This window comes from Legionella sp. PATHC032 (assembly GCF_026191185.1).
Taxonomy (GTDB): Bacteria; Pseudomonadota; Gammaproteobacteria; order Legionellales; family Legionellaceae; genus Legionella.
The window spans coordinates 2,082,563-2,104,353 of the sequence record NZ_JAPHOV010000001.1 but is presented as its reverse complement, the minus strand read 5'-3'; the positions used below and the strand labels follow the sequence as shown (position 1 = coordinate 2,104,353).

Below are 21,791 nucleotides of genomic sequence, written 5' to 3'. Positions count from 1 at the left end.
AGGGAGTTTAGATAAACTAAATGACCGAATTAAGAACTTTTTTTAACAAAGAGATTGGGGTATTTCGTAAGTCCTGTGAAATTAAAGTAGCACTTAGTTATCTAGAGGGGGTAGTTATGAACTGCTCATTCACTCACTTAGTCAGATCATTGTTGTGTTGATTTCTCGGCTCGATATCCCAGGCCATCACCCTGTAAATTAGACTTAATGACTTGCTGTTTTTTGAAAAAAAGTTTTTTGGTAAAGCTGTTAACGATTGGGGAATAGATATATCAGAAAGGCTAGCTGGTTGCTGGTGATAATCAATTCCAGATTGATCTTGAAAAAGACGAGAGGTAATATATGTACATCAATCAATAATAGAGAGCATTATGTTTTTTAAAAGATCAAATCCTCACGTAACACCGCAAGACTTACAAAAAGTAATTCAAAATTTAAATGCCCAACGTGAATTAACAGAGCGCCAATTGAAAGATGGCTCTATATCACAAAAAGCAGGGCAAGAAGAGATGCAGCGTTTATCAAGCCTGATTGGAGCATATCAGAATAATCTGATGGCAGCATTAGACGATCAACAAAACACTAATTGCCCTAAGTAGCTAATCTTTTTGAGGTATAAAAGGGCAGTCATTTTGATTCATGGCATAATCAACTCATAATCTGAATGGTCATTTACGTGTTGACAGGATTTTGAGGACGCTGTGACATTCTATGTACCAAGAAAACAGGGATGTTATTTCCTACCCTATCAATTCATCCGAATGCTCACTAGTGCATTGCTTTAAATAATATTCAGGAGTTTATTTAAGGACTTGGGAATAAAATACATTATTGACATTTATGAATAATTAACCCAGAAAGTACTTGCTTTATTCAATCTGTACAGGTATTTCTATTCAATCCAAGCCCATTCTGTATAGCAAGGGAGTATTAAATGATAAAGGACATTCTCAATACCATAGCCAGTCTTATTGAGGAAAACACAGAAGTGTTTGCAAGTGAACGTGGAAAGCAACTTTTACAGAAAGTTAAAGCCGATCTCGCGTCTTTTAAACCCATCAATTTTTATGCATTGGATGCGGCAAAACAAATAACAAGCACTCTTAAGCTAATAGAAAGCTATTGCATCGAAATGGACAGAATATTAGATGAATTAAATTATCAATTTTCAATTTCTTTAGTCAATGAAAAATTAATTAATAAAATAAAAAACATTTTAACTAACTTAAAAAACAAACAAAACAAAATCACCCAGTTACGAGAGAAAATTCCAGAGGGTATGCTTGATGTCAAGCGAGCATTGTATATTGCAGAAGATTCTTTTCTTAGCAAATCAGAACCAGAGGAAAAAGAACTTAGATTAAAATTTAAGTGCATTAAAAAATTTATGAGTAATCTAAATAGGGAATATCTTGATTTGATTAAAAAGGGAGGATTACTTAACGCCATTTTATTGGATACCACCTCTGTGTATTGGAACCAATTACGCGAATACTCAAAATTACTAAATCAGTGTCGCATTACTTTGCAAAAATCTCATCAGCTTACCGAAGAAGGACAATTAGCGCTTCGCTGTTTTAATAGTGCGATTCAGAAAATGCCACCAAAGAAACATATCATTAATGCGTTAAAAATATTGAACAAGCCAAATAGCAAGACTGAGGCGATTGAAAAAATAGGTTTTGTTTCACCTCATGGTAGAGAAGCGTGTATCCAATTAACTCATTGGGGAAAACAGTTTTTCTACATACCTCGTAGCGAGGAAATGTACCATTTTGATTATGATCCTAAAGAAGATTTGAATGATACTGGTGGTAACTGTTTTGGTGAGTCAATGATGTTTATTCATTTCTTATCCAAGGGAGCCATCAGATGGTTGTGCCCCGAAGCAGGGTTAATTAATTTTCAGTTAGATCAAACAAGAAATTTAAAGTTTAAAAAGGCAACCTTAGGCGAAGGGGAAACATTGGTATCGGATAATAGTCCCCATGATTCATTAGAATGGGAAGATATGAGGCCTGTGCTTTTGGATAATCCTTACTTTAAACCAGGCAGCCTGTGTGGCGTCATATTCTCAATGAATGATTACACGAAAGCAAAAAGAGAGTTTACAGCAGGGCATATGATAGTAGTTGCCAAGCTGGATACTAAATTGAGTCCATACAAGTACATTGTATATGAAAAAGATTTTGGTGCATTTGGATTAACTGATGATGAATCTTTGGAGTACCTAATCAGTGAACAAATATTACTACTCTATAGAGGGATGAGTTATTCAAAAGTTAAATTGATTAAATATGGTGAGGCTTCAACTGAGACCTATGATCTTTTAAATGAAATTAAGCCTCAGGCAGGTATTCCACAAAAACAGTCGATAGTTAGTGATTTTACAAATGCCTATTTTGATAATGCATTTTTTAAACTTTCTAAGGAAACTAATAAAGAGAATGTAATTGAGCAAGTTAATCAAACGGATGTGTTTGGGTTTTGCAGAAACTAAACCAAAATCTTACTGTGTGCTTTTAAGGAACGCCAAAAACCTATGAAACAAAGAGAGAGCTATGCTTAGCTCCAGAGTCAATATCTATTTTCTAATTTACGTTGATTATTTGGGTAAAAGATAAAATCGAATATTTTTGCTCAAATTTAATTCAATAATCAATGTAATTAAACAATTTACTTGCAAAGTGTTCATTTTTTGATATCATTATTACCGATAATATCTTCTCTGAGTAAGTCAGAGGACTGACATCACTTGATTCTACAGGTGTTTAGTTTAATCACTATCATTAAACGGGTATATCGTGATTTTCTGGTTTTTTGTAAACCAAGGAAATAGACGATCCCGTAATTCCTTGGTTTTGAAAACTTTATTACTAGAAATTTCAGTTAAATGTAACTGATTTGCTAAAATTTAATTCAGATCCAGGGGCAAAAATGATTAAAAAATTGTTAATTAAAGTCGAAAAATTAATTAATAATCTTCCAAAAGAGTTGAAATTATCTGAAACGATTTTATCCTCCATTAAAGAAGATATAAACAGCCTGGCAAGTCGTTTTGATGGGTCAAAAGGTTATATTAATTATTATTCTCCTAAAGTCGTACAACAAATCAATGAAAAACAAAAGTTACTTGAGAAATACCAAAATTATTTAACTGCATTACTGGCCGTTTTAATTTGTTCCAAGCAAAGCAGAGACATTAGAGACAATAAAAAACTTCAACCTGTTTCTGAGATTACCGATTTGAAAAATTTATTAAAACACAAGGATGTCGAAAAAATTATCAACGACATTACTCAGTTTGATGAAGACCAAAGAGAACTTAAGAGAATTGAACGTTTGATACAAGAAGATGAGAAGAAAGAGGATAATAAAAAAATGCATCTTGGTAAAAGATCCAAATTAGAGCTTAGGAGGGCAGAGTTTTCTAAAAGAGTTCAATTGTTCAATAATAAGTTAAAAAACATTCCACAAGCTGAGGAAATCAAAGCCGTTTTAGATTATTGTCAAAAATACATCGAGAAACACATCAACCTTAGCAAGCAATTACCAAAAGGAATGCTTGATGTTAAACGAGCATTGTCTTTATTTGACGAGATAAATTCCACCAAGACCCAAATTAGGAAGTTAAGCAAAGACAAACTGGATTCTTCAGGGCAAATAAAACTTGAAGGTTTAAAAAAGGAACTCACAAAAGCTGAATTGGCTTTGCAATTTAGTTATTCAGAGGAAGAAGATAAAACGATCAAAGACATGCTCAATGATTTGAAAAGGCTTATGAAAATGAGCATCAGAGATTATCAAAAGTTAGCTACATCTGGCGGAGAAATAAATGTTTTTTTGCATAAGACAACTGGTTTTTATTGGGAAAGCCTTTTTCTGTACAGAAATGTTTTGTGCGAAATTAATGAATATCTTAAAAAAAATAAAAAGAAACTGTCTGAACAAGGAATGCTGGTAGCTGAATGCATTTCTAAAGCCTTCAGCCAGATGCCCGAATTGGATACCATTGAAAAAGCTTTAGAAAAAGTCAAAAGAATAGATGATGATCTTAAAAGACAAGAAGAATATAACGAAAAAATCAATATAACTTCGATTAGGTTTTATAAAAAAGGTCCAGTAAAATTTGTTCAACAAGTCCTTGAACAAAACTTAAATGAGAAAATTTTTTACATACCGTATAATCCGCATAATTATGTGCTGGATCATCCTGCCCAATCTGATTTCGCCGATACCTTAGGAAATTGCTATGGCGAAACTCAGATGTTTCTCAAACAAATAAACAGTAAATCTCCTGCAATTAATAATATTTGTCCTGAGAGGGTATTAATCAATTATCAACTCGATCAATCCAGGACAATTGCTAAAAATACAAAAAAAGAAAAAATAGGGATATTTGAGGCAGATGAGAAGACAAAAGCACAAGTAACATGGGATGGAATTAAAGATATCTTAACATCAAAAGTTACCTCTACCGCTTTTGGTGATGTGTGCATGATCACTTTGACGGGAGCTCAAGTTTCTGGTCGTGAAAAATTAGTAGGTCATGGTATTGGCCTTATCAAAATGAAGAATCCTGCTCCTTATCAATATGTGGTATATGATTATGCTTTTGGTGGTGCAATGGGGTTCAGCAGTAATACTCAACTGGAGTTATTCTTTAAACAAATCCTTGAAGGAGAGGGATCCTATGTTCCTTTTAAGAAATGTTTGATTGAAAAAGTAGGGGAGGTGAGCAAAGAATGTCAGCAATTTATTAATGGTAATCCGGGAATTGCTTCTCTGGCACAAAAAAGTCTTGATAAAACATGTAAGAGAGACTTCTGGGATAAAGATCGCATCAGCTTTTTGATAAAATATCACCCCATCGGCACAGATGAAAGCACGATACTCAATTTTATAGAAAAATTACCTCTGTCTAAGGATAGAATAGAGCTATATGAACAGCTTGTTAAAGATCCTAAAATTGGTATCGGTAACCTGGTTAAGTGCATCATTCGCTCAGGTAAGATAAATTACCTGGTAAATCTTTTGATATCCAACTTATTGACTATTGATATTACAAATAAAATAAAATTTAAGTTTAATGAACAAGTTAAAAAAGAAATAGTGGCTTTAATTAATACTGATAAGGTTGAACCAAACATAACTTGTAAACTATTCTCTAACAATCAAGCGATTGTTTTGGCAGCCTATAAAAAGGACAAAAATTCACTCCAATACGCGGATATAGATCCGGTTGTAACGCTTTTGCAAGGGAAGAATACCATAGTACCCTCTGATGCTTGCAGGGCTTTTCCTAAGGCAGAAAAAATAGTCATCGCAGCCTATAAATCTGATCCATTATCGTTGCAATTTGCCGATCTTGGTTTGGTTCAACAATTATTACGAAAAGGTTCTATTACTCTCGAGCATGCTTCTAAAGCTTTTAGAGAGAACTCGCAGTTTCATGAAGCCCATGAGGCATATCAACTTCTCAATTCTCTGAAGCTTCTGCCAAAAAATGAAAAAGAAACTGAGAAAGCCAAGAGAATCGAGTTATTAAAATCGATTGATCAAAAGCTCGAAATTACCAATTTGCGAAAAGAACTTTATCCCTTAATTTCAAATATGTGTATTCGATTACTTGATGATATTCGAATCCTTTCCCCTGAAGATAAAATAATCAAAAGCAGTAGATTGTCGAAGTTAATCAGTTCGAATCAGTGTGATATCGATATATTAAAAACACTTGAAAATAAAAAAATGGAATTAAATAAAACATCCTCTCTGGCAAAATCAAATTTTGCTTTTTTTGGAGCTATAGATAATATAGTTAATGGAGGAAATACTAATCACATCAATCCAGAGAATAAATAAAAATGTCTTTTTGGAATTGGTCGTATGGATGCGGCCAATTTGTTAAATTGAATTAGTTTCGATCTTGGGTTTTGCTACATGCCAATTTAGAATATTGTTAGAGGCATTTTATGCTCGGGTAATTATTCAAAGAGCTGTTTACCTCTAGCTAATTTTAATTACCGAAATAACTTATCAAATTAAATATATTAATCAAATCTTCTATTAATCTGAATAATATCTTTCTCAAGCAACGTGTTTTGTAAATCCCTATTGGTATAAAAAAAAACAATAATATTAAAAATTAATTTTATTGTTTTTAATTTAATCTATAATTAAAAGCATAAGTTACGTTGAATCTGGGATTATGTAATGCAAGAAAAATTTATCAATTTAGGGAAGAAGCTTAAAAAGGTAAATGAAGGTATTAAACAACATATTTCTCTGGCAGAAGAGTTCCTCTACTTGGCAAACCAATGGGAAAAAGAGAATCTTAAGATTAATGATTTATTGAAAGGAGTAGAGTTTACGGTTAATGATAAAAAAATGTCGGGTCAAGAAATTAAAGAGGAACTATCTAAGCTAATAGAAAGATATAATAATTTTCTAAAAAAAAACTTAAAAGGGGAAAGACGTGAAACATTAGAACTCAAGGAGATTCAGCAACAACTTATTAGTTTATACAATGCTGTTAATGGTATTTATACTTATTTATCCATAAATAATACAGAGTTTTTTCTCGAAGCAATCAAGTCTTGCTATAAAAAAGATCAGAGGATGGGTAGTACAATCCAGTTTGTGCTGAATATTGCGGATCATCTTTCTAAGGAGAGACTGCAATTTAATTTGAATTTAAATTCGCAATTTGCAGAAGCCTCCGAGAGTTTTCAGGAGGTAACTACCAAATTTTACAGAGAGGTTGCTACTCCTAGAATAGAATCTGCACAAAAATTGTTGGAATTGATGAATAATTTCGTAGACCAATATATATCACAAGGGGCAAGTCCAGAAGATGTAATAAAAAAACTTAAGCCATTTGAGAAATATTTTGCTATTGAAATCACGCATTATGAAGAGTTTGGGCATATTGTTTATACAACAAAATTTAATTGTAATCCAGCGCTATTTGATGTTAATCCCATCGAATTTTTAAATGAATTATTCGTGCAATTTTATAAAGACACCACTTTATCATCTCGCTCTAAAGCGGCTTTAAAACAAGTGCTTGATAAATTTGAGATTACTTATGAGGTGCCAAAGACCTGGTATGGTTATATTGGCTGGGATATCCCTATAGTAACTGATAAAAACTCAGTATTAGTGACTTATGACAAACAAGCTTATTACAAATATCATCAAGAAAGCGGCCAGAGAGAAATGGAGTTTTTTGAGACAATTGAGCGATGTTTGGATAAGTCGAAAGACATTATCATTGCGACTAAAAAGGAAAATTTAAAAGACCAAAAAGAGTTTTGTAACTTGATAGATAAGGGTATTAAGGAGTTAGAAGAAACAAAAAAGAAAAGAATTTTTCAAAAGGAGCCGCATGAACTGGTAACAAGTATTATCAATAAATCAATAAAGTTGCTGCAAGACTTGAAAAATAATATGCCACTAAGACGAGAAGATTTGGTCATGGTAATCTTAAGCGCTGAAAATGCTTTAAATGCAGCAAAATCAAAATTAAAGCCACAAGAAATCAATTTATCCGAACCGGAAAAATGCATTAAAAATTTTAAAAAGATATTAGCAATAAAACAAAAAGAAGAGCTTTGTTTTTATAAATCAGATGAAGAACAATCTATTTTCTCCAAACACATAAATTCTGAGCTTAGAGAACTTGTCGAATCTTACCAGGTTCAAAAGACAAGTGAAAAAGAGTTGGTCAGTGAGCCAGAAAAAAACAATGCGCCACAGAGAATAGAATCAAAGGAAGAGGATAAAAAAATTGATTTAAATAAGAAAATGAATTTATACCGTGTTCAAAAAATTATGAAAAATTTTGTATTTGAGTATTGCGGGTATAAGGGAGGAAAAAAAGTAAAAGAGGGGGGAGCAACGATAGAAGAACTTAAAAATAAACTCAAAGATTTTGGAGGTTATTTTGAAATAGATGGTAAAATTGGTTCAGAAGAACTCAATATCATATTCAACTATGAAAACATCAAGAATAAAAATCCACATGATTTATTTAACGAGCTCTTTAAAAAATTTACCGAAGACATAGGATACTCTGGTATGGGCTCACGATCAATCGAGGCTCTTAAAAGAGCATTAGCTAAAAATAGTATCACTTATACCGATGGATATTATGGAAAAAAAGCGACTTTAACAAGCCTATTATGGAGTAAAGAGCCACCCGTTATTACTGATGAAAAAAATATATTTAAATTATCCGATGAAAAGTATTTAAGTGAGAATAAGGAAGATATTCGCGGAAAAGGAATTACGAATATCTAGTTCTTACATACCCATATTTTGAATTTTAATTGGCTTACACGTTGGTATCACATTTACTTTTGAATGGTAATGTTTTCAATGACTACAGGTGTAATGGGTTTATCTTGTGGATCAGTGGGCATCTTGCTAATCTTATCAACAACCTCTTGCCCTGAAATGACTTGACCAAAAACATTATAGCTGCCTTGTAATTCAGGTGTTGGTGCAACGGTAATAAAAAATTGACTGCCATTTGTGTTTGGTCCAGCATTGGCCATGGCAAGTACGCCTGGTTTGTTAAAACTGGCATTAGTGTTTTCATTATCAAACGTATAGCCTGGGCCGCCGGTCCCATTTCCGAGCGGGTCGCCGCCTTGAATCATAAAGCCGGCAATCACACGATGAAAGGTTAAGCCATTATAAAACGGGCGTTTAACCATTTCGCCAGTCTTTACATCTTTAAATTCTTTTGTCCCAGTGGCCAGACCTACAAAATTTGCAACGGTATTAGGTGCTTCCTTTGTAAATAGTTCGCACGTTATGTTGCCTGCGGAGGTTTTGATTATTGCCGTTTCCGCATGTGCTGACATGATACCTGCTGTTAACAATAATCTACTGAGTAAACAAATAATTTTTTTCATATGAAACTCTCCATAGAATGGTTAAGACGAGTATAACAGTATTGTGTCGCATGAAAATGGTTTTTAAATGAAACTCAGGATTTCGTCTGCATGGGATAGGTATTTATGTGCTATAATCAAACAATATTGAGTTGTTTTGGGGGAGTTCCATGAACGATTCTGAATATGAAAGTGATTCTGAAAATGAAGACGATTCTGAAAGTGAATATGAGCTAAGTACACTGCCATCGAAAATACATTTTGTTTGGGTTGGCGGCCCTATTCGAGCTCAATATTTACGTACCATTATGGATGTTGCTGCAGTGGCACTAAAAAGCGATTTTGAGGTTAATTTATGGGTTGATAACGAAATGAATTACATTAAAACATCAACCCAGGAAGGGATAGACATACCTAACTTAAGAATAAGGAATGTTCATGAATTGGAAGAAGGGATGAGAAATGATCCCTTTTACAAAGGAGACAGGTACAAAAAATTTTGGGAATATGTCAATAGAGAACGAGTTGGTTTCAAAAATCTTGCGGCAGCCGCAGATTTTTTTCGTTTCGAAATCTTAAGACAAGAAGGCGGTTATTACTTCGATACCGATATCGTTTTTTATTTGGATGAAAACTCACAATTTGTAGCGGATGAAGTTGCTTTTGGTATAAAAGCTCATGTGGATTTGTATACAGGCTCATGGCGGGATCCACGTGGAGGACTAACTACCTATCATGTCAATACTTTAGGGGATGTCAACAATGATATTATTGCTGCAATTCCTGAGCATGAGGTGATGGAAGATGCAATCCTGAATGCCATGCAACGTCATGAAGAGTATGACTCATCTCCTTTGCCCCGAGAATCTTTTAAAAAAAGATTCGGTCCATATGGCAATCTGATGGATGCTAAACGCAGTCCTTATCAATTGGAGGGAGCAGGGGATTTAAGAAAGCATCAAACCATTGCTGCTGGTCCTGGTGCGTTGCAAGACGCACTGCGTGATTACATGCACGGTGTTGAAGTGGATGATTACAACTTACTAGTCACCTTAAAGGTTGGTGATGAAAGTTCAAAAGTAGCAAATGATAAGGATAAAAAACCGATCATGGGAATCGAAGTGGTCAGTAAGTGTGATAAAACTTGGCTGACTAAAAAAAGAAAAGCTGCGCAAAAAGCTTTTGATACTGATGCGATTGTTATAGAGCCCTCACTTTCAAAGGAATCCGGGCACGCAGTAAGTAATAGAGAGGCATACTCTGATGATGAGGAAGAGTATAGTGATGAATTAACAGAAGAAACCGGATTCCATGGTAATTTGCGTAAGGAGCAATTTATTCATGAGTTGAAAGATTACATTATCACAAAAAAAGAAGAAGCAAGGCAGGCTTTGGAAGTGAAAGAGAATGAAGAAGGCCGTGATTCTGAAGAAAAAATTCTAAGTAAGCATTTTAAAACACGTCATATAGAGATAACAAAAGGGTTCTCTGTTGAACAGAAAATTGCTGCCGTAGAGAAGCTTATTAAGTTACTCCAGGAAAAGGATGGGGCGGAACTGCTTAATGCAATTGATTACGCTGCACTTACCAGTTCTCGTCTGGGTAAGTTAGTCCAAAGATACGATGATTTGATACTTAAAGAATATGTTGTGCCTGATGAGTATGGGGAAAAACCGTACTGAATTCATTTAAATTAGTTTTGACTTAATCTGGCACCACTGCTTGAAGATTTCTTCCAGGTTTATTTCTTTTTGGGCATGAGAATATTTTCAATTTCCTCGTGTTGTTCATAATGTTCTGGCGGATTTTCCAGTTTTTTTTGTAATTTTCCCTTGTTTTCTTCTTTCTTGCCTTTTTCAGTTCTGTTTTTTATCACTTCTTTTAATACCGGAAAAATTTGATTCTCGTCGTTTTGAATATGATCCGAAAGCCATTCTGGTGATCTGGAATCTTCTTCTCCTAATTTATCGATAAGCACATCCCAGCAAGTAAATGGATGGCTAGGATTCGAGGAATCCTTGTGGCCTAATTTTTTATAAATTCGGTCACAAATCTCATTAATAGGTATGTTTTCCAGAAAATTGCTGTCTTTCTTTTGTTTCAATATGATTAAACACCATTGAATTGCATGGGTCAGTTCACCATGGGATGATGCTCTTAGGCTGCTGTCTTTTAACATAAATCCTGATGATACTAAAAACATGAAATCTTCTTTTTTTAATGGCTTATTCCCTATTGTCTGTAACATTCCCCCTTTAAAGCCTGCCTCGGTTAGTGTTTCCTGTATTAGTGTTCTTAACTGCTTTGTTGCTCCTTTTTCGCCGGGTTTTAGTCCTTTTTCCTTTAACCTCATTGTCAGTCGCTCATTTAACTCAATAAGTTGCTCATTTACAGCTTCGGTATCCATTAAGTAGTTTTCTATTTTTGTACATAGTTGTATAAAGGGCTCATCTTGTAATAATTCACCTTGAAGTGCTCTTTTTATTGGATTTTTTTCATCTTTAGAGAAAAACATATTGCCTCCACTGTGCCAATTGACTTTTTAAGTATAGATCATTTTTTAGAAACCAAAGTGACTAATTTTAGTCTCTGATGGGGTTAAATCGGACTTGTGCTGGATCAAAATAGGGTACCATTATTAAAATGGTACCACTTGAAACAGATAATTATTGAACAGCTCCTTGTAAGGAATGCAAATCTCGCTTTAGTATTTCAATAGCGATGAAATTGATTCAGTAAGCTCTTTAGGAAGCAGGCTTGGATAATCTCGAATGGAACCATGTTCTTTATTTTTCGCAACAAAAAACAGAGCTTGGCTGAGTAGTGAAGGGACGGAATTCTTAATGCCACATAATTTGAGCCATTTGGCTTCCTCTACAGGGTTTTGGCCAGCCAGGGCGTTATTTCCGTGAATATCCATAAAAGTGACTTTATTTAGATTGGGAAAAACAGTTGCAAGCAATTTGAGTTTTGTCGAGTGCTCTTGAGCGGAGCTATAGTCAATAGCAACATGGGTTATCGTGGATAAAACCGTTTTTTGCAGACTTAATTTTTCTATGACAGCAAACCAATCATTGCCCATGTTCAAGCTGGTTATAGAGGCTGGAATTTTACTAAAAATTTTGGCTAGCTCCTCTACACTTTTAGCCCCAAGCTCGTTATTTGCTAAAACGAGTGAATCCACTGTAGTTGGGATGTTGGCAAAAGCTATAGCTAGCTCTTCTCCAGTTCTTTTACCAAGGTGATTAAATCTTAAATTAAGGTTAGTCACCGAGCCTGGAATCTTGGCGAAAGCTGTTGCCAGTTCTGTGCCACTTTTATTTCCAAGCTCATTGTAGGCTAAATCAAGTGAGGTAACTGATATTGGGATTTTGGTGAAAAACTTTGCTAATTCCTCACCACTTTTATTGCCGAGGTTATTATCTCCTAATCTTAGATTATTCACGAAAGCCGGAATGTGTGCAAAAGCCATTGCCAATTCCTCGCCACTTCTGTTATCGAGATCATTGTCTTCTAAATTAAGGTCTGTCACTGAAGTTGGAATTTTGGCAAAAGCGGTTGCTAATCCCTTACCACTTTTTTTGCCCAACTCATTGCAACTTAAATTAAAGCGAGTTACTGAGGCAGGAGTGTTGGCAAAAATTATTGCCAATTTCTTTCCACTTTTTTTCCCGAGGTTATTATGGCTCAGATCGAGTTGAGTTACCGAAGTTGGAATTTTTGTAAAGGCTTTTGCCAATTCCACACTCTTTATTTGGGCAAGATCATTAAGGGCTAAATCAAGGGAAGTCACTGAGCTTGGAATCTTGGCAAAAGCCGTTGCCAACTCCTTACCCTTTTTTTTGCCCAATCCATTACTCACTAAAACAAGATTGGTTACTGAATGTGGGATTTTGGCAAAGGCAGTTGCCAGCTCCTCCCCGCTTCTCTTGTAAAGTTCGTTTTGGCTCAATATAAGCCTGGTTACTGATGTTGGAATTCTAGCGAATGCAGTTGCTAATTCCTCGCCACTTTTTTTACCAAGTTGGTTGGAACCTAAATCAAAGGTAGTCACTGAAACTGGTATTTTGCTAAAGGCTTTTGCCAAGTCTTTGCCACTCTTTTGGCCGAGGTTGTTAAATCTCAATTTAATATGGCTTATTTTGCCTGGAATCCTGGCAAAGGTTCTTTTTAATTCTTCACTGCTTCTTTCGCCAAGATGATTGTTTGATAAATCTAGGTGGGTTGCCCAGCTGGGAATCTTGGCAAAATCTTCTTTTAACTCATCCTCTGTAAATTTTGTCAGAGTAAGTTTATAAACTAGTACCATATTGTGCTCTCCTGCTTTAAACAGCCTACTAAGGCTATAAATGAATAAGAAATTCAAAAAAGATGAGGAGAGCCATTAAGGCGAATCAAATGGATATCACTAAGATAAGCATAAGTTTGCTTTTGCAAACCTCATCTTAGCGAAAACCCGTTTAATCATTAAAACTAGGACAACCAGTTCTCCTGTTATGCCATTTGGAGAAGACAATCGCCGAGCCAATAATATACCACAATGTTTGTAAATTGTTCTATAGGGTTGTTAAAATTGCTTTTTAGTTAAAATAAAATCAAATCCAGGAAGGATTTGTAATGAATTTACAGGAAAAGACTGTAATGTTGCTCCGTTTGTTATTTATAGCGAGAGCTTATTTTCACCAGAAAGAGGCATTTTTTTTAATGACAGAGAGAAAGGGGGTGGGGGAGTAAATAAACCAAATTTACGCAGGTTTTCTTCATATTCTTGCACTTTCAGATAAACTTTGCCGGTGTTTTTTTTATTTTGCACAGGATTGGTTTGAGGTTGAATTTCTGGATTAGAAGCACTTGTGCTCTGATTTTCTGAAACAGCCTTGGCGAATTTATCGTTATCAGTAAGAAGGATGCTATCTTTTGCTGATTCTTTTCCTGGTTCAGTGGAAATCATGGCGGTTTTAGGTATTTTATGTTCCATATAAGCACTGAATGCACTTTCCGCGGATTTTAATGCTTGCTGGAGGGACGCCAGCTTTTTATCAAGTACCGTTGTAATGCTCAATTGGTTTTTCAACCATCCTATTGGATTGTGGTTATGTTCAAATAGAATTTTACAGTCATACAGGATTTGGATAAGCTTCAACCTTTCTGCCAACTCTTCCTGAGGATTACTGTAATCAAAAAGATGTTGATTCAGGAGTTCGATTGCTTTGAGTTTGTCTGTGGAGAGCGCATTTTTGTAGGCTTCACTTTGTTTGAAGCGTTCCTCTTCTCTTGAGCGTAATCGGTTAGGGATACTCTCAAAATTATCTAGAAAATCAAATAGGGCAGAAGCTTTTTTTCTGTCAATCTTGTTTTTTTTCTCTTTCCAATTTTCTTGTAATGCGCGTAATGATTTTATTTCCTTAGCAATTTGTCGCTTCGCAGTTTGCCACTCATGGTGATATTTTAATGTGTCGTGTTCAAAATGGAATAAGTTTTCTTCAATCACAAATTTATGATGAGAGTTTAAAAAGATTTTTTTGAATTTATTGTAGCTTTCGCTGGTATGAGCATTTTTTCCATCGGTACCCGCAATACGTCTCATCCATTTCTCTCTTTCTGCAAATATCTGAGCCAATGGCATAAATATTTTATAGCTTAAGAGTTTGAAAATATCTTCCTGAGTTATGAATTCGGGTAAAGCTGATGCGGGTTGTTGATCGAGTGGGACTATTACATGGTCGGTAAAATCCTTATAGAATTTTTCAATGACGGTTATATCAATATCCAACGTTCTAAAATATTCTTCATTTAAGTTTAGGCTAGAGTTATTTGTTTCCCATATTTTTAACTGCAACATCAAACGGTGGTAACTCTTGCTAATTTGTTCAGATTTGTGAGCACTGGATTTATTGAATTTAAAAAGCATGGGTATCTCCAAATTAAATTTGAACAACAAAAGTGACTCGATCTTGTTATAGGTGATTATATTTTAGAAAAATTGGATGATAGCAAAAGATATATTTTTAAAATACAGTATTTCTTCTGTATTTATTTTTAGTACTTGTCAGCAATAATTGATTAATTTCTTGAGTTAATTCAAGAATAGAGAAGGGATGGATTGGATCAGGGTTTTAAGTTGAATAGTATTTTGTGAAAGATATAATCTAAAAACATTTTTTGCCAAATCTACTCTTATTACTTTAATATCTTTCATTAGGATTACCCTGCAAACAATATAAATAACAGGTGCTTCTTTGAATATTAAAGAAATCCATATCGTACAACTCACTATTCCATTAAGTCGCCCGTTTATTACAGCGGTGAGGCGTACAGAATGCGTGGAGGATGTAGTGGTATTAATAAAAACGGATTGCGGAAGGATTGGTTATGGTTCTGCAGCATCAACTCCAGCTATAACCGGAGACAACACGGAATCCATTATTACTGCCATTAAAAGCGCTTTGGGACCACATCTTATCGGACGTGATATTGCCGAATTCAATTTATTACTGCAAATGAATGATCAGGCTATAGGAGGTAACTCTTCTGCCAAGGCTGCCATTGATATCGCTTTGCACGATTTATTTGCCCAATATTGTGGTTTACCTCTTTATAGGCAGTTGGGAGGAAATACCAATTGTATCAACTCGTGTATTACGATAAGCGTCAAAGAAGTTGATGAGATGGTGAGTGATGCGGTTGATTTGATTCAGCGGGGGCACAAAACCCTGAAAATAAAATTGGGATTGGATCCAGTTGACGATATAAAACGAGTTCGCACTATTCGTCAGGTTGTGGGCAATGACGTTACTCTGCTTGTGGATGCGAATCAGGGATGGTCTTATAAGGATGCATTAAAGGTCATTGCCGCTTTCAAAAAAGAGAATTTGAATATTCCTTTGGTGGAACAACCTGTCAACGCTCGAAATCTGCCTGATTTAAAGGCTATTAACGAGCAGGTTGATTGCTCGATTATCGCTGACGAAGCGTGTTTTTCCCCAGAAGATGCATTGAATATGGCAATGATTAATGCTTGTGATGGGGTCAATATAAAGTTGATGAAATCAGGAGGCCTTGAAAAGGCTCAAGCGATTTATCACATTGCTCAGGCGGCAAAAATGCAGATAATGGTTGGATGTATGCTGGAATCTCCGATTGGAGTCGCTGCGATTGCCAGCTTTGCTTTAAGTAAGCCGGATATTTCTTATGCAGATCTCGATCCTATTTTTTTAATTCGCGACAACTATATTCTTGGTGGGGCACAAAGTGTCAATAATAAAATTATTCTTGCAGACAAACCAGGCTTAGGGATTGAAGGCATAGCGCAAGGATTGAATCGAATTGGAGTGATCCGCTAATGGCTTTCTACATTCAACTGGCCAGTTTATCCATTATTATTCTTTATGTTTTACTATTATTTCGTAACGTTGATCCGTTAATAGCAACAGCAGTTTGTGTTGGGCTAGGTTTTTTATGGAATATAAGCAGCCCCGTTGACATAGGGAATGCTATGGCTGATGCCTTAGGTTCATTTATGGCTTTAGTTGGTTTTATTATCATGTTAGGCCGAGGGTTAGGCGAGATTTTAACGCATACGCAAGTAAGTCATACTTTAGTGCACCAAATTGTTTATGGAATTGGGATTAATACTCAGCGACGCGCTAAAATTGGTATCGTACTTTCATCCTTTATTATTGTAGGTTTGCTTGGAACATTAGCGGGAGGCTTAGCCATTCTGGCTCCCAGTTTGCGTCCTATTGCTGGCTCAGTAGGCTTGTCACGTCCCAGTTTGGCAGTACTCATGCAAGCTTCAGCTGAAGAGGCTTTAATTCTGGGACCTTTTGCTCCCCCGGTTGTAACCTTGCTTGGTGTCACTGGATTAAGTTATGGGACAGTATTTCTTTACGCTTCGCTCCCAATTGCTGTAGTGACTTTAATTACCACCTGGTTTATGGCTTCACGATTACAAAAATTATACATCAATGAGCCCTGCGAAGACGAGAACAGCACTGAGCCTTTTACTCCCAATAGACAACAAAAAAGGGCTACATTAATTTTTCTGATTTCCTTTTTGTTTTGTGTTGTCTATGGCTTATTTACTCAAGCGAAAACCTCTTATGTGATCTTTGTCATGTTATTTCTGGCGCTGATTACCGGATTATCCTGTCGACTCGGTTTGAAACAAATTTTTAACCTGTTATTTGAAGGAATGCAAAAAAGCCTGCATCTTTTCTTTTTGTTTATTTTATTTGATCCTTTTATGGCACTAATCCATCAAGCAGGAGGATTTAATGCATTAACCGAATTATTAACACCATTAATTAACCTGGGAGGGAAACCGATATTGTCTATCTTGATTGGTTTTACCGGGGCTTTTGGTATGCCAGGCGCTGCAGAAGCAACCATCAAAATGCTTCACCAGCTCTTTAGCCCCTCTGTCCTCCAGATGCAATTGCCTCTTATCACTTTTGCTTTGTGCATGCTCTTTGCAACTCGCGTCACAAATTACGCTTACCCTGGCGCCAATATGTTTGCGGCAATGGGTTTTGCTGGAAGTGAGAATGTCAAAGCCATGATACAAAATGGCCTTGTAGTGACTGGCGTCCAGGTTGCATTTTTAATTGTTTATAGTTTATTCATACCCTGATGTTCCTGGTCACTGAAAGTTTATTGTTGATATATAGCCATTGTAACGGTCGTATAGCATTTTTTGTAGCATTCTAAACTGATTATTTTGGTTAAACTTCAAATAAAGAGTTAAAAATTTTTTGAACAACTGGCCGGGGGGAACCATAGGTAATGAAATGGTGTAGTATTGCAAAAGGGGTACTGCCAAGTTTAATAATTTTAAAATCATTATTTTCAGTCACCAAAATATCGATGCTATTGACTTTCATTCCAATATAATTACTAATTTTAATCAGATTTTCTGTGAGTTTTTTTGGAAAAGCATCTGTTTGATCTATCCATACTGCACCGTAAAAATCTGCAAAAGGGAGCACCAATTTTTCATTATCACCTAAAACAGATTCTAGTTTGTAGCCTGATTTTTTAAGTAGTTCTATAAGAGGCTTATCTGTAATTATTTGTGGTTTGTGGAAAAAATTATTATGTTTATCATCAAAATTGATATAAAAATTATTTTCTGCATCATCAAGTAAGACGTTTTTATAATTTGCATAAAATTGATTAAAATTATCTATTAACATTGAAATGGAAGATTGGCCATTCCCAATTAAAGCTGCGGGTTGTTTTTTAGCAACGGCAACAATTTTACTATCGACTATAAGCACTCTATATTCAAGGCCTTCGCACATTTCTTGAATTAATATTTGGTGACATTCTTTATTTAACAAATGGATTTTATCGATAAGTTCTTCGATAGAGTTAATGTTTGAATAAATGATTTCGAACTGACTTCCCTGATATGGCCTAACTGTAAGTGGGTAATTTAATCCCTGTATTTTTTGTTGAAGTGTAGATTTATTGATAGTTGTTTTATCATCTATCACAACTGTTGGTATTAAACTCTCCTTAATTGCGTCTGATAAATTATCATATAGGCTTAATTGATGAGTAGTGCTGATTTGATTATTTTGGGTTAATACATTTGGACTAATAAGGCAGTTTGATATCTTATGTGTTATGCCGTTAAAAGATACTTCTGCATCATTTAGAGAATTGCTTATTGGCTCAATGAGCATGCTCCTTTTATAAGCATATAATAAATAAAATTTTTGAGATATATTTTCCAATGCAAGAATACTTTTGTATAGGCTACTTGTTAATTTCTGTGCTTTATAAGCCATAAAAAGTTTATTAATGATTTTGGGAATTAATAAATCAGAAGTAGAGCTTCTGAAATTATCGAGTTCATATCCATTATCATACGATATTATATAGAAATTAGACTGGATATCGATAGCATATTCTAATGTCCAGCCGCCTTGAAAAAGAAATAAATCAGAAATAGTTTTAAAAGCAGAAAGTTCTTGTTCAGAAACTTTATCAAAATCCAGGCTAATGGTATCACCAGAATTAAATAGGGTGTTTTGATTGCCATCGTTTTGAACATATTCAATAATTGCAATAACCTCTCCACCGACTAATAAGGCTTTTCTCTTAACATACATATAGATATAAGGATATATACTACAATTGTATTTGATGTCTTGATACATTGTAATGATAGCCAAGCATTGTTTAGCAGTATCTACTTTCAGATAGTGAACATCGCCCGTGTTGATTTCCACTTTAAATATCACAGGAAATAAGCAGTTTTTTTCCAAATCGCTTGGTTTTAATATATCAGGACTTTTAATATTGATATTATATTGTTGCCATTCATATAGGTTATGTTTTTCAAGGAGCTTATTCTTACGCTGACATATCGGGCCGGCGATAAACAAGTTATACCCAAAGATTTGATTACTAAAGTCAAAGTACTTGGGACAATGTTTGGAATTTAAAATAATGACTTTCTTGCCTTGGAGAACCTCTTTTTCTGATTCAATCGATATGTTTAACTGCCTACAAGTAAACAAAATATCTAAATGGTTTTTTTTATTAGTAATAAATTTATTGGTTAGCGACAATGGTATAGAACTATCTAAAGATGATTCATTAGATAAACCTGCTTCATATTTATTTAATAAGCCTTGGATTATCCCTCTAGATACAATAGCGAGAGATTCTGGAACGGCATTATACATCATGGGATTATTTGCTTCTAAAATAAAGTATTCATTGTTTCTAGATACCAAGATATCAATACCTGCGGTTTCTACATGGAGATACCTGGCATAATTAATTGCGATCTGCTTAATATGAGGTGAAATATTTTGACAAAAAGACATTTTATGCCTTTTAGTGCGATCTAATCTGTTTGTAGAATAATCATTTTTATCTTTGTAGTATATTACTGCACTATTGTATTGGTAATTAACTATATAGACTCTAATGTGAAAATCATGTTCTATGTATTTTAGGATGAAGTCAAATTCGTCTTTGTTTCTTATTGTATCTATGACCTGTAAAAAAATATTCTCGTTTTCTACATAGTATTTTCCAAGAGAGTTAGAGAATTGATCTGAGCTAAATAAAACAGGAAAACCACCAATCTCATTTATTTTTTTTAAGAGTTGAGGATTATTATTGGATTTAATGCTTACATACGGTATTTGATAAGCTTTCAACATGCTTGATTCACTAAGTATAGCATTTCTACCTAGGGTGTAATGGATTAGCCAACATTTTTCAGACAAAAATGAAATATACGACTCAGTTTCCGTTCGATTTAGAACACTATAAAAGAGATAAAAGTTGTTTTGTAATTTAATGCTATCTTTTTTTATCTCAGTATCGAGACAAATACAGTTAATATTTAAAGCATTGGCTTCTTTTATTAAAGACTCAACTATCTCTGGGGTATTATTGCGATGCAATATAATTAATTGAATGTTATTGTCCATAATATGCAAATGTTCCCTTTCGTGTAGAGAGTTGTTAAAACAAAAAAGTATTTCAATATTTACTATGTCATTTTGAGACAAAACAGTAAATCTGGCAATTTGCAGTTTTTTCGGTAGATTTGAACAACATCTATTTGTCTACTATGATTAATCATAAGATATTTTTTTTAATCAGATTCTATCAATGAAAACAATAATGTCATTAATGGATTAAAAAAATCAGCACAGACCGAACTTAACTCAGATATAAAGGAAGGAATGTATGGATCCATTTGATATGGGCGAGGGTAATAAGGTAACGAGCGTTGAAAAAAGAGGAGAGATATATATTGTTAATGGCCACAATAATAAAAATGAACCACGCTCAATACAGATTCATCCGGATGGTACTATCAAAAACTATTTGGGAAATTCGGAGCTTGTAGGCTATGTTGAAAAACAGATGAAAGCTAATCTTGAGGCGATATTGAAGCACTTTGAAATTACATTGCCTAAACAACAACGGGAAATAGGGGTTTCCGTAGAAACACCAACAAAAGGGGTGTCTAGCGAAACACCGACACAGAAGGTTTCCGTAGAAACACCAACAAAAGGGGTGTCTAGCGAAACACCGACACAGAAGGTTTCCGTAGAAACACCAATAAAAGGGGTATCTAGCGAAACACCGATACAGAAGGTTTCCGTAGAAACACCAACAAAAGGGGTGTCTAGCGAAACACCGACACAGAAGGTTTCCGTAGAAACACCAATAAAAGGGGTATCTAGCGAAACACCGATACAAAGAGTTTCCAGTGAAACACCGACGCAAAGGGTTTCGAGTGAAACGCCAATATCTCAAAAGCAGGAACGTGAACAACCAAAGATCTCAGAAGAAAAATCACTTTCATTGATTGAGCGTTTAGCAAAAGCAGTTGAAAATTTTGCAACTAAAGTACAAAAAGCATTCGAAGCGGCTAAAGAATGGATTTTAGGTTCAGACAATCAAAATAGAAAAGGACCAAGTCAATGAATACACAACCTAATAATATGTATGCAATAAAACTAATGACACTGCTTGAAGATGTATCTCCTGTATTTGCTGAGCTAGAAAAGATACTTGCCGACTCAAAAAAATTGAAGTCTAAATATAAAAATCATCTAAATCATCTAAGCCTATATTATAAAGTTGATCGCTTAAAAGAGGAAAGCAATCCAATTACAGAGGAAATTCTGGTACAAAAAGTCGAACATATTTGTCTTGTTTTAGAGGGGATTGGAAAAATTATGACTGAAATTTCAAGTGATGAGGAAGAAAGCAAATTGTATATTCAATCAGGTGTGATGGACAAACTTCAAGAAATATCCCAAAAGCTTTCAAAGTTGATATCCTGATGTCAGGGATAGGGGGGGTATGAAGAGTTTTTTGCTCAAAATATATTGCAGGAGACTGAGTGCC

Annotated in this window: 14 protein-coding genes; 9 read left to right on the top strand and 5 right to left on the bottom strand. The window is 34.8% G+C overall.

Annotated features, from left to right (window positions below; translation table 11 throughout):
• Window positions 1–371: 371 nt before the first annotated feature.
• The 4 genes from OQJ02_RS09420 (at window position 372) to OQJ02_RS09405 (ending at window position 8,301) form a co-directional block, all read left to right on the top strand.
• Window positions 372–599, top strand: coding sequence for a hypothetical protein (locus OQJ02_RS09420; protein WP_265718923.1), 228 nt, complete (start codon window positions 372–374; stop codon window positions 597–599).
• A 335-nt stretch (window positions 600–934) separates the two neighbouring features.
• A complete protein-coding gene (locus OQJ02_RS09415) occupies window positions 935–2,500 on the top strand; it encodes a type IV secretion protein Dot (RefSeq protein WP_265718922.1) in 1,566 nt (521 codons plus the stop codon).
• A 404-nt stretch (window positions 2,501–2,904) separates the two neighbouring features.
• Window positions 2,905–5,862, top strand: a complete 2,958-nt coding sequence (locus OQJ02_RS09410) for a type IV secretion protein Dot (protein ID WP_265718921.1) — start codon at window positions 2,905–2,907, stop codon at window positions 5,860–5,862.
• 351 nt (window positions 5,863–6,213) lie between these two features.
• Complete coding sequence (locus OQJ02_RS09405; protein WP_265718920.1) at window positions 6,214–8,301, top strand: type IV secretion protein Dot; 2,088 nt, start codon at window positions 6,214–6,216, stop codon at window positions 8,299–8,301.
• A gap of 53 nt (window positions 8,302–8,354) precedes the next feature.
• Here OQJ02_RS09405 and lirB read toward each other — a convergent pair whose 3' ends face one another.
• Window positions 8,355–8,921, bottom strand: a complete 567-nt coding sequence (lirB, locus tag OQJ02_RS09400; protein ID WP_265718919.1) for a type IV secretion system effector LirB — start codon at window positions 8,919–8,921, stop codon at window positions 8,355–8,357.
• A 149-nt stretch (window positions 8,922–9,070) separates the two neighbouring features.
• On the opposite strand from lirB, the gene OQJ02_RS09395 reads away from it, so the two are divergent.
• Window positions 9,071–10,582 (top strand): TcdA/TcdB catalytic glycosyltransferase domain-containing protein, encoded by a 1,512-nt coding sequence (locus tag OQJ02_RS09395; RefSeq protein ID WP_265718918.1) that lies wholly within the window; start codon window positions 9,071–9,073, stop codon window positions 10,580–10,582.
• Between the two features lie 59 nt (window positions 10,583–10,641).
• Here the strand turns inward: OQJ02_RS09395 and OQJ02_RS09390 are convergent, their stop codons facing one another.
• The 3 genes from OQJ02_RS09390 to OQJ02_RS09380 all read right to left on the bottom strand — a co-directional run bounded on the left by OQJ02_RS09390 (window position 10,642) and on the right by OQJ02_RS09380 (window position 14,811).
• Window positions 10,642–11,415, bottom strand: coding sequence for a LirA/MavJ family T4SS effector (locus OQJ02_RS09390; protein ID WP_265718917.1), 774 nt, complete (start codon window positions 11,413–11,415; stop codon window positions 10,642–10,644).
• Window positions 11,416–11,604: 189 nt separating this feature from the next.
• Window positions 11,605–13,233, bottom strand: a complete 1,629-nt coding sequence (locus tag OQJ02_RS09385) for a hypothetical protein (RefSeq protein WP_265719819.1) — start codon at window positions 13,231–13,233, stop codon at window positions 11,605–11,607.
• A 327-nt stretch (window positions 13,234–13,560) separates the two neighbouring features.
• Entirely contained in the window at window positions 13,561–14,811 is a 1,251-nt protein-coding gene (locus OQJ02_RS09380; protein WP_265718916.1) for an EbhA, read from the bottom strand.
• Window positions 14,812–15,139: 328 nt separating this feature from the next.
• On the opposite strand from OQJ02_RS09380, the gene OQJ02_RS09375 reads away from it, so the two are divergent.
• Window positions 15,140–16,243, top strand: a complete 1,104-nt coding sequence (locus OQJ02_RS09375) for a dipeptide epimerase (RefSeq protein ID WP_265718915.1) — start codon at window positions 15,140–15,142, stop codon at window positions 16,241–16,243.
• Window positions 16,243–17,532 (top strand): TRAP transporter large permease subunit, encoded by a 1,290-nt coding sequence (locus tag OQJ02_RS09370; protein ID WP_265718914.1) that lies wholly within the window; start codon window positions 16,243–16,245, stop codon window positions 17,530–17,532. The genes OQJ02_RS09375 and OQJ02_RS09370 overlap by 1 nt, the downstream gene beginning before the upstream one ends.
• Before the next feature lie 91 nt (window positions 17,533–17,623).
• On the opposite strand, the gene OQJ02_RS09365 is transcribed toward OQJ02_RS09370, so the two are convergent.
• Entirely contained in the window at window positions 17,624–20,356 is a 2,733-nt protein-coding gene (locus tag OQJ02_RS09365) for a hypothetical protein (protein WP_265718913.1), read from the bottom strand.
• Between the two features lie 262 nt (window positions 20,357–20,618).
• Between OQJ02_RS09365 and OQJ02_RS09360 the strand changes: the two genes are divergently transcribed.
• Both OQJ02_RS09360 and OQJ02_RS09355 read left to right on the top strand, forming a co-directional pair.
• On the top strand, window positions 20,619–21,365 hold the full coding sequence (locus tag OQJ02_RS09360; protein ID WP_265718912.1) for a hypothetical protein: 747 nt from the start codon (window positions 20,619–20,621) through the stop codon (window positions 21,363–21,365).
• Window positions 21,362–21,727 (top strand): hypothetical protein, encoded by a 366-nt coding sequence (locus OQJ02_RS09355; protein ID WP_044497039.1) that lies wholly within the window; start codon window positions 21,362–21,364, stop codon window positions 21,725–21,727. The genes OQJ02_RS09360 and OQJ02_RS09355 overlap by 4 nt, the downstream gene beginning before the upstream one ends.
• The last annotated feature ends 64 nt before the right edge of the window (window positions 21,728–21,791 follow it).

Excerpts from the sequence above, each read along its gene's own strand:
- OQJ02_RS09420 (WP_265718923.1), top strand. The coding sequence starts at position 372 with ATGTTTTTTAAAAGATCAAATCCTCACGTAACACCGCAAGACTTACAA.
- OQJ02_RS09415 (WP_265718922.1), top strand. The coding sequence starts at position 935 with ATGATAAAGGACATTCTCAATACCATAGCCAGTCTTATTGAGGAAAAC.
- OQJ02_RS09405 (WP_265718920.1), top strand. The coding sequence starts at position 6,214 with ATGCAAGAAAAATTTATCAATTTAGGGAAGAAGCTTAAAAAGGTAAAT.
- lirB (WP_265718919.1), bottom strand. The coding sequence starts at position 8,921 with ATGAAAAAAATTATTTGTTTACTCAGTAGATTATTGTTAACAGCAGGT.
- OQJ02_RS09395 (WP_265718918.1), top strand. The coding sequence starts at position 9,071 with ATGAACGATTCTGAATATGAAAGTGATTCTGAAAATGAAGACGATTCT.
- OQJ02_RS09390 (WP_265718917.1), bottom strand. The coding sequence starts at position 11,415 with ATGTTTTTCTCTAAAGATGAAAAAAATCCAATAAAAAGAGCACTTCAA.
- OQJ02_RS09380 (WP_265718916.1), bottom strand. The coding sequence starts at position 14,811 with ATGCTTTTTAAATTCAATAAATCCAGTGCTCACAAATCTGAACAAATT.
- OQJ02_RS09370 (WP_265718914.1), top strand. The coding sequence starts at position 16,243 with ATGGCTTTCTACATTCAACTGGCCAGTTTATCCATTATTATTCTTTAT.
- OQJ02_RS09365 (WP_265718913.1), bottom strand. The coding sequence starts at position 20,356 with ATGGACAATAACATTCAATTAATTATATTGCATCGCAATAATACCCCA.
- OQJ02_RS09360 (WP_265718912.1), top strand. The coding sequence starts at position 20,619 with ATGGATCCATTTGATATGGGCGAGGGTAATAAGGTAACGAGCGTTGAA.
- OQJ02_RS09355 (WP_044497039.1), top strand. The coding sequence starts at position 21,362 with ATGAATACACAACCTAATAATATGTATGCAATAAAACTAATGACACTG.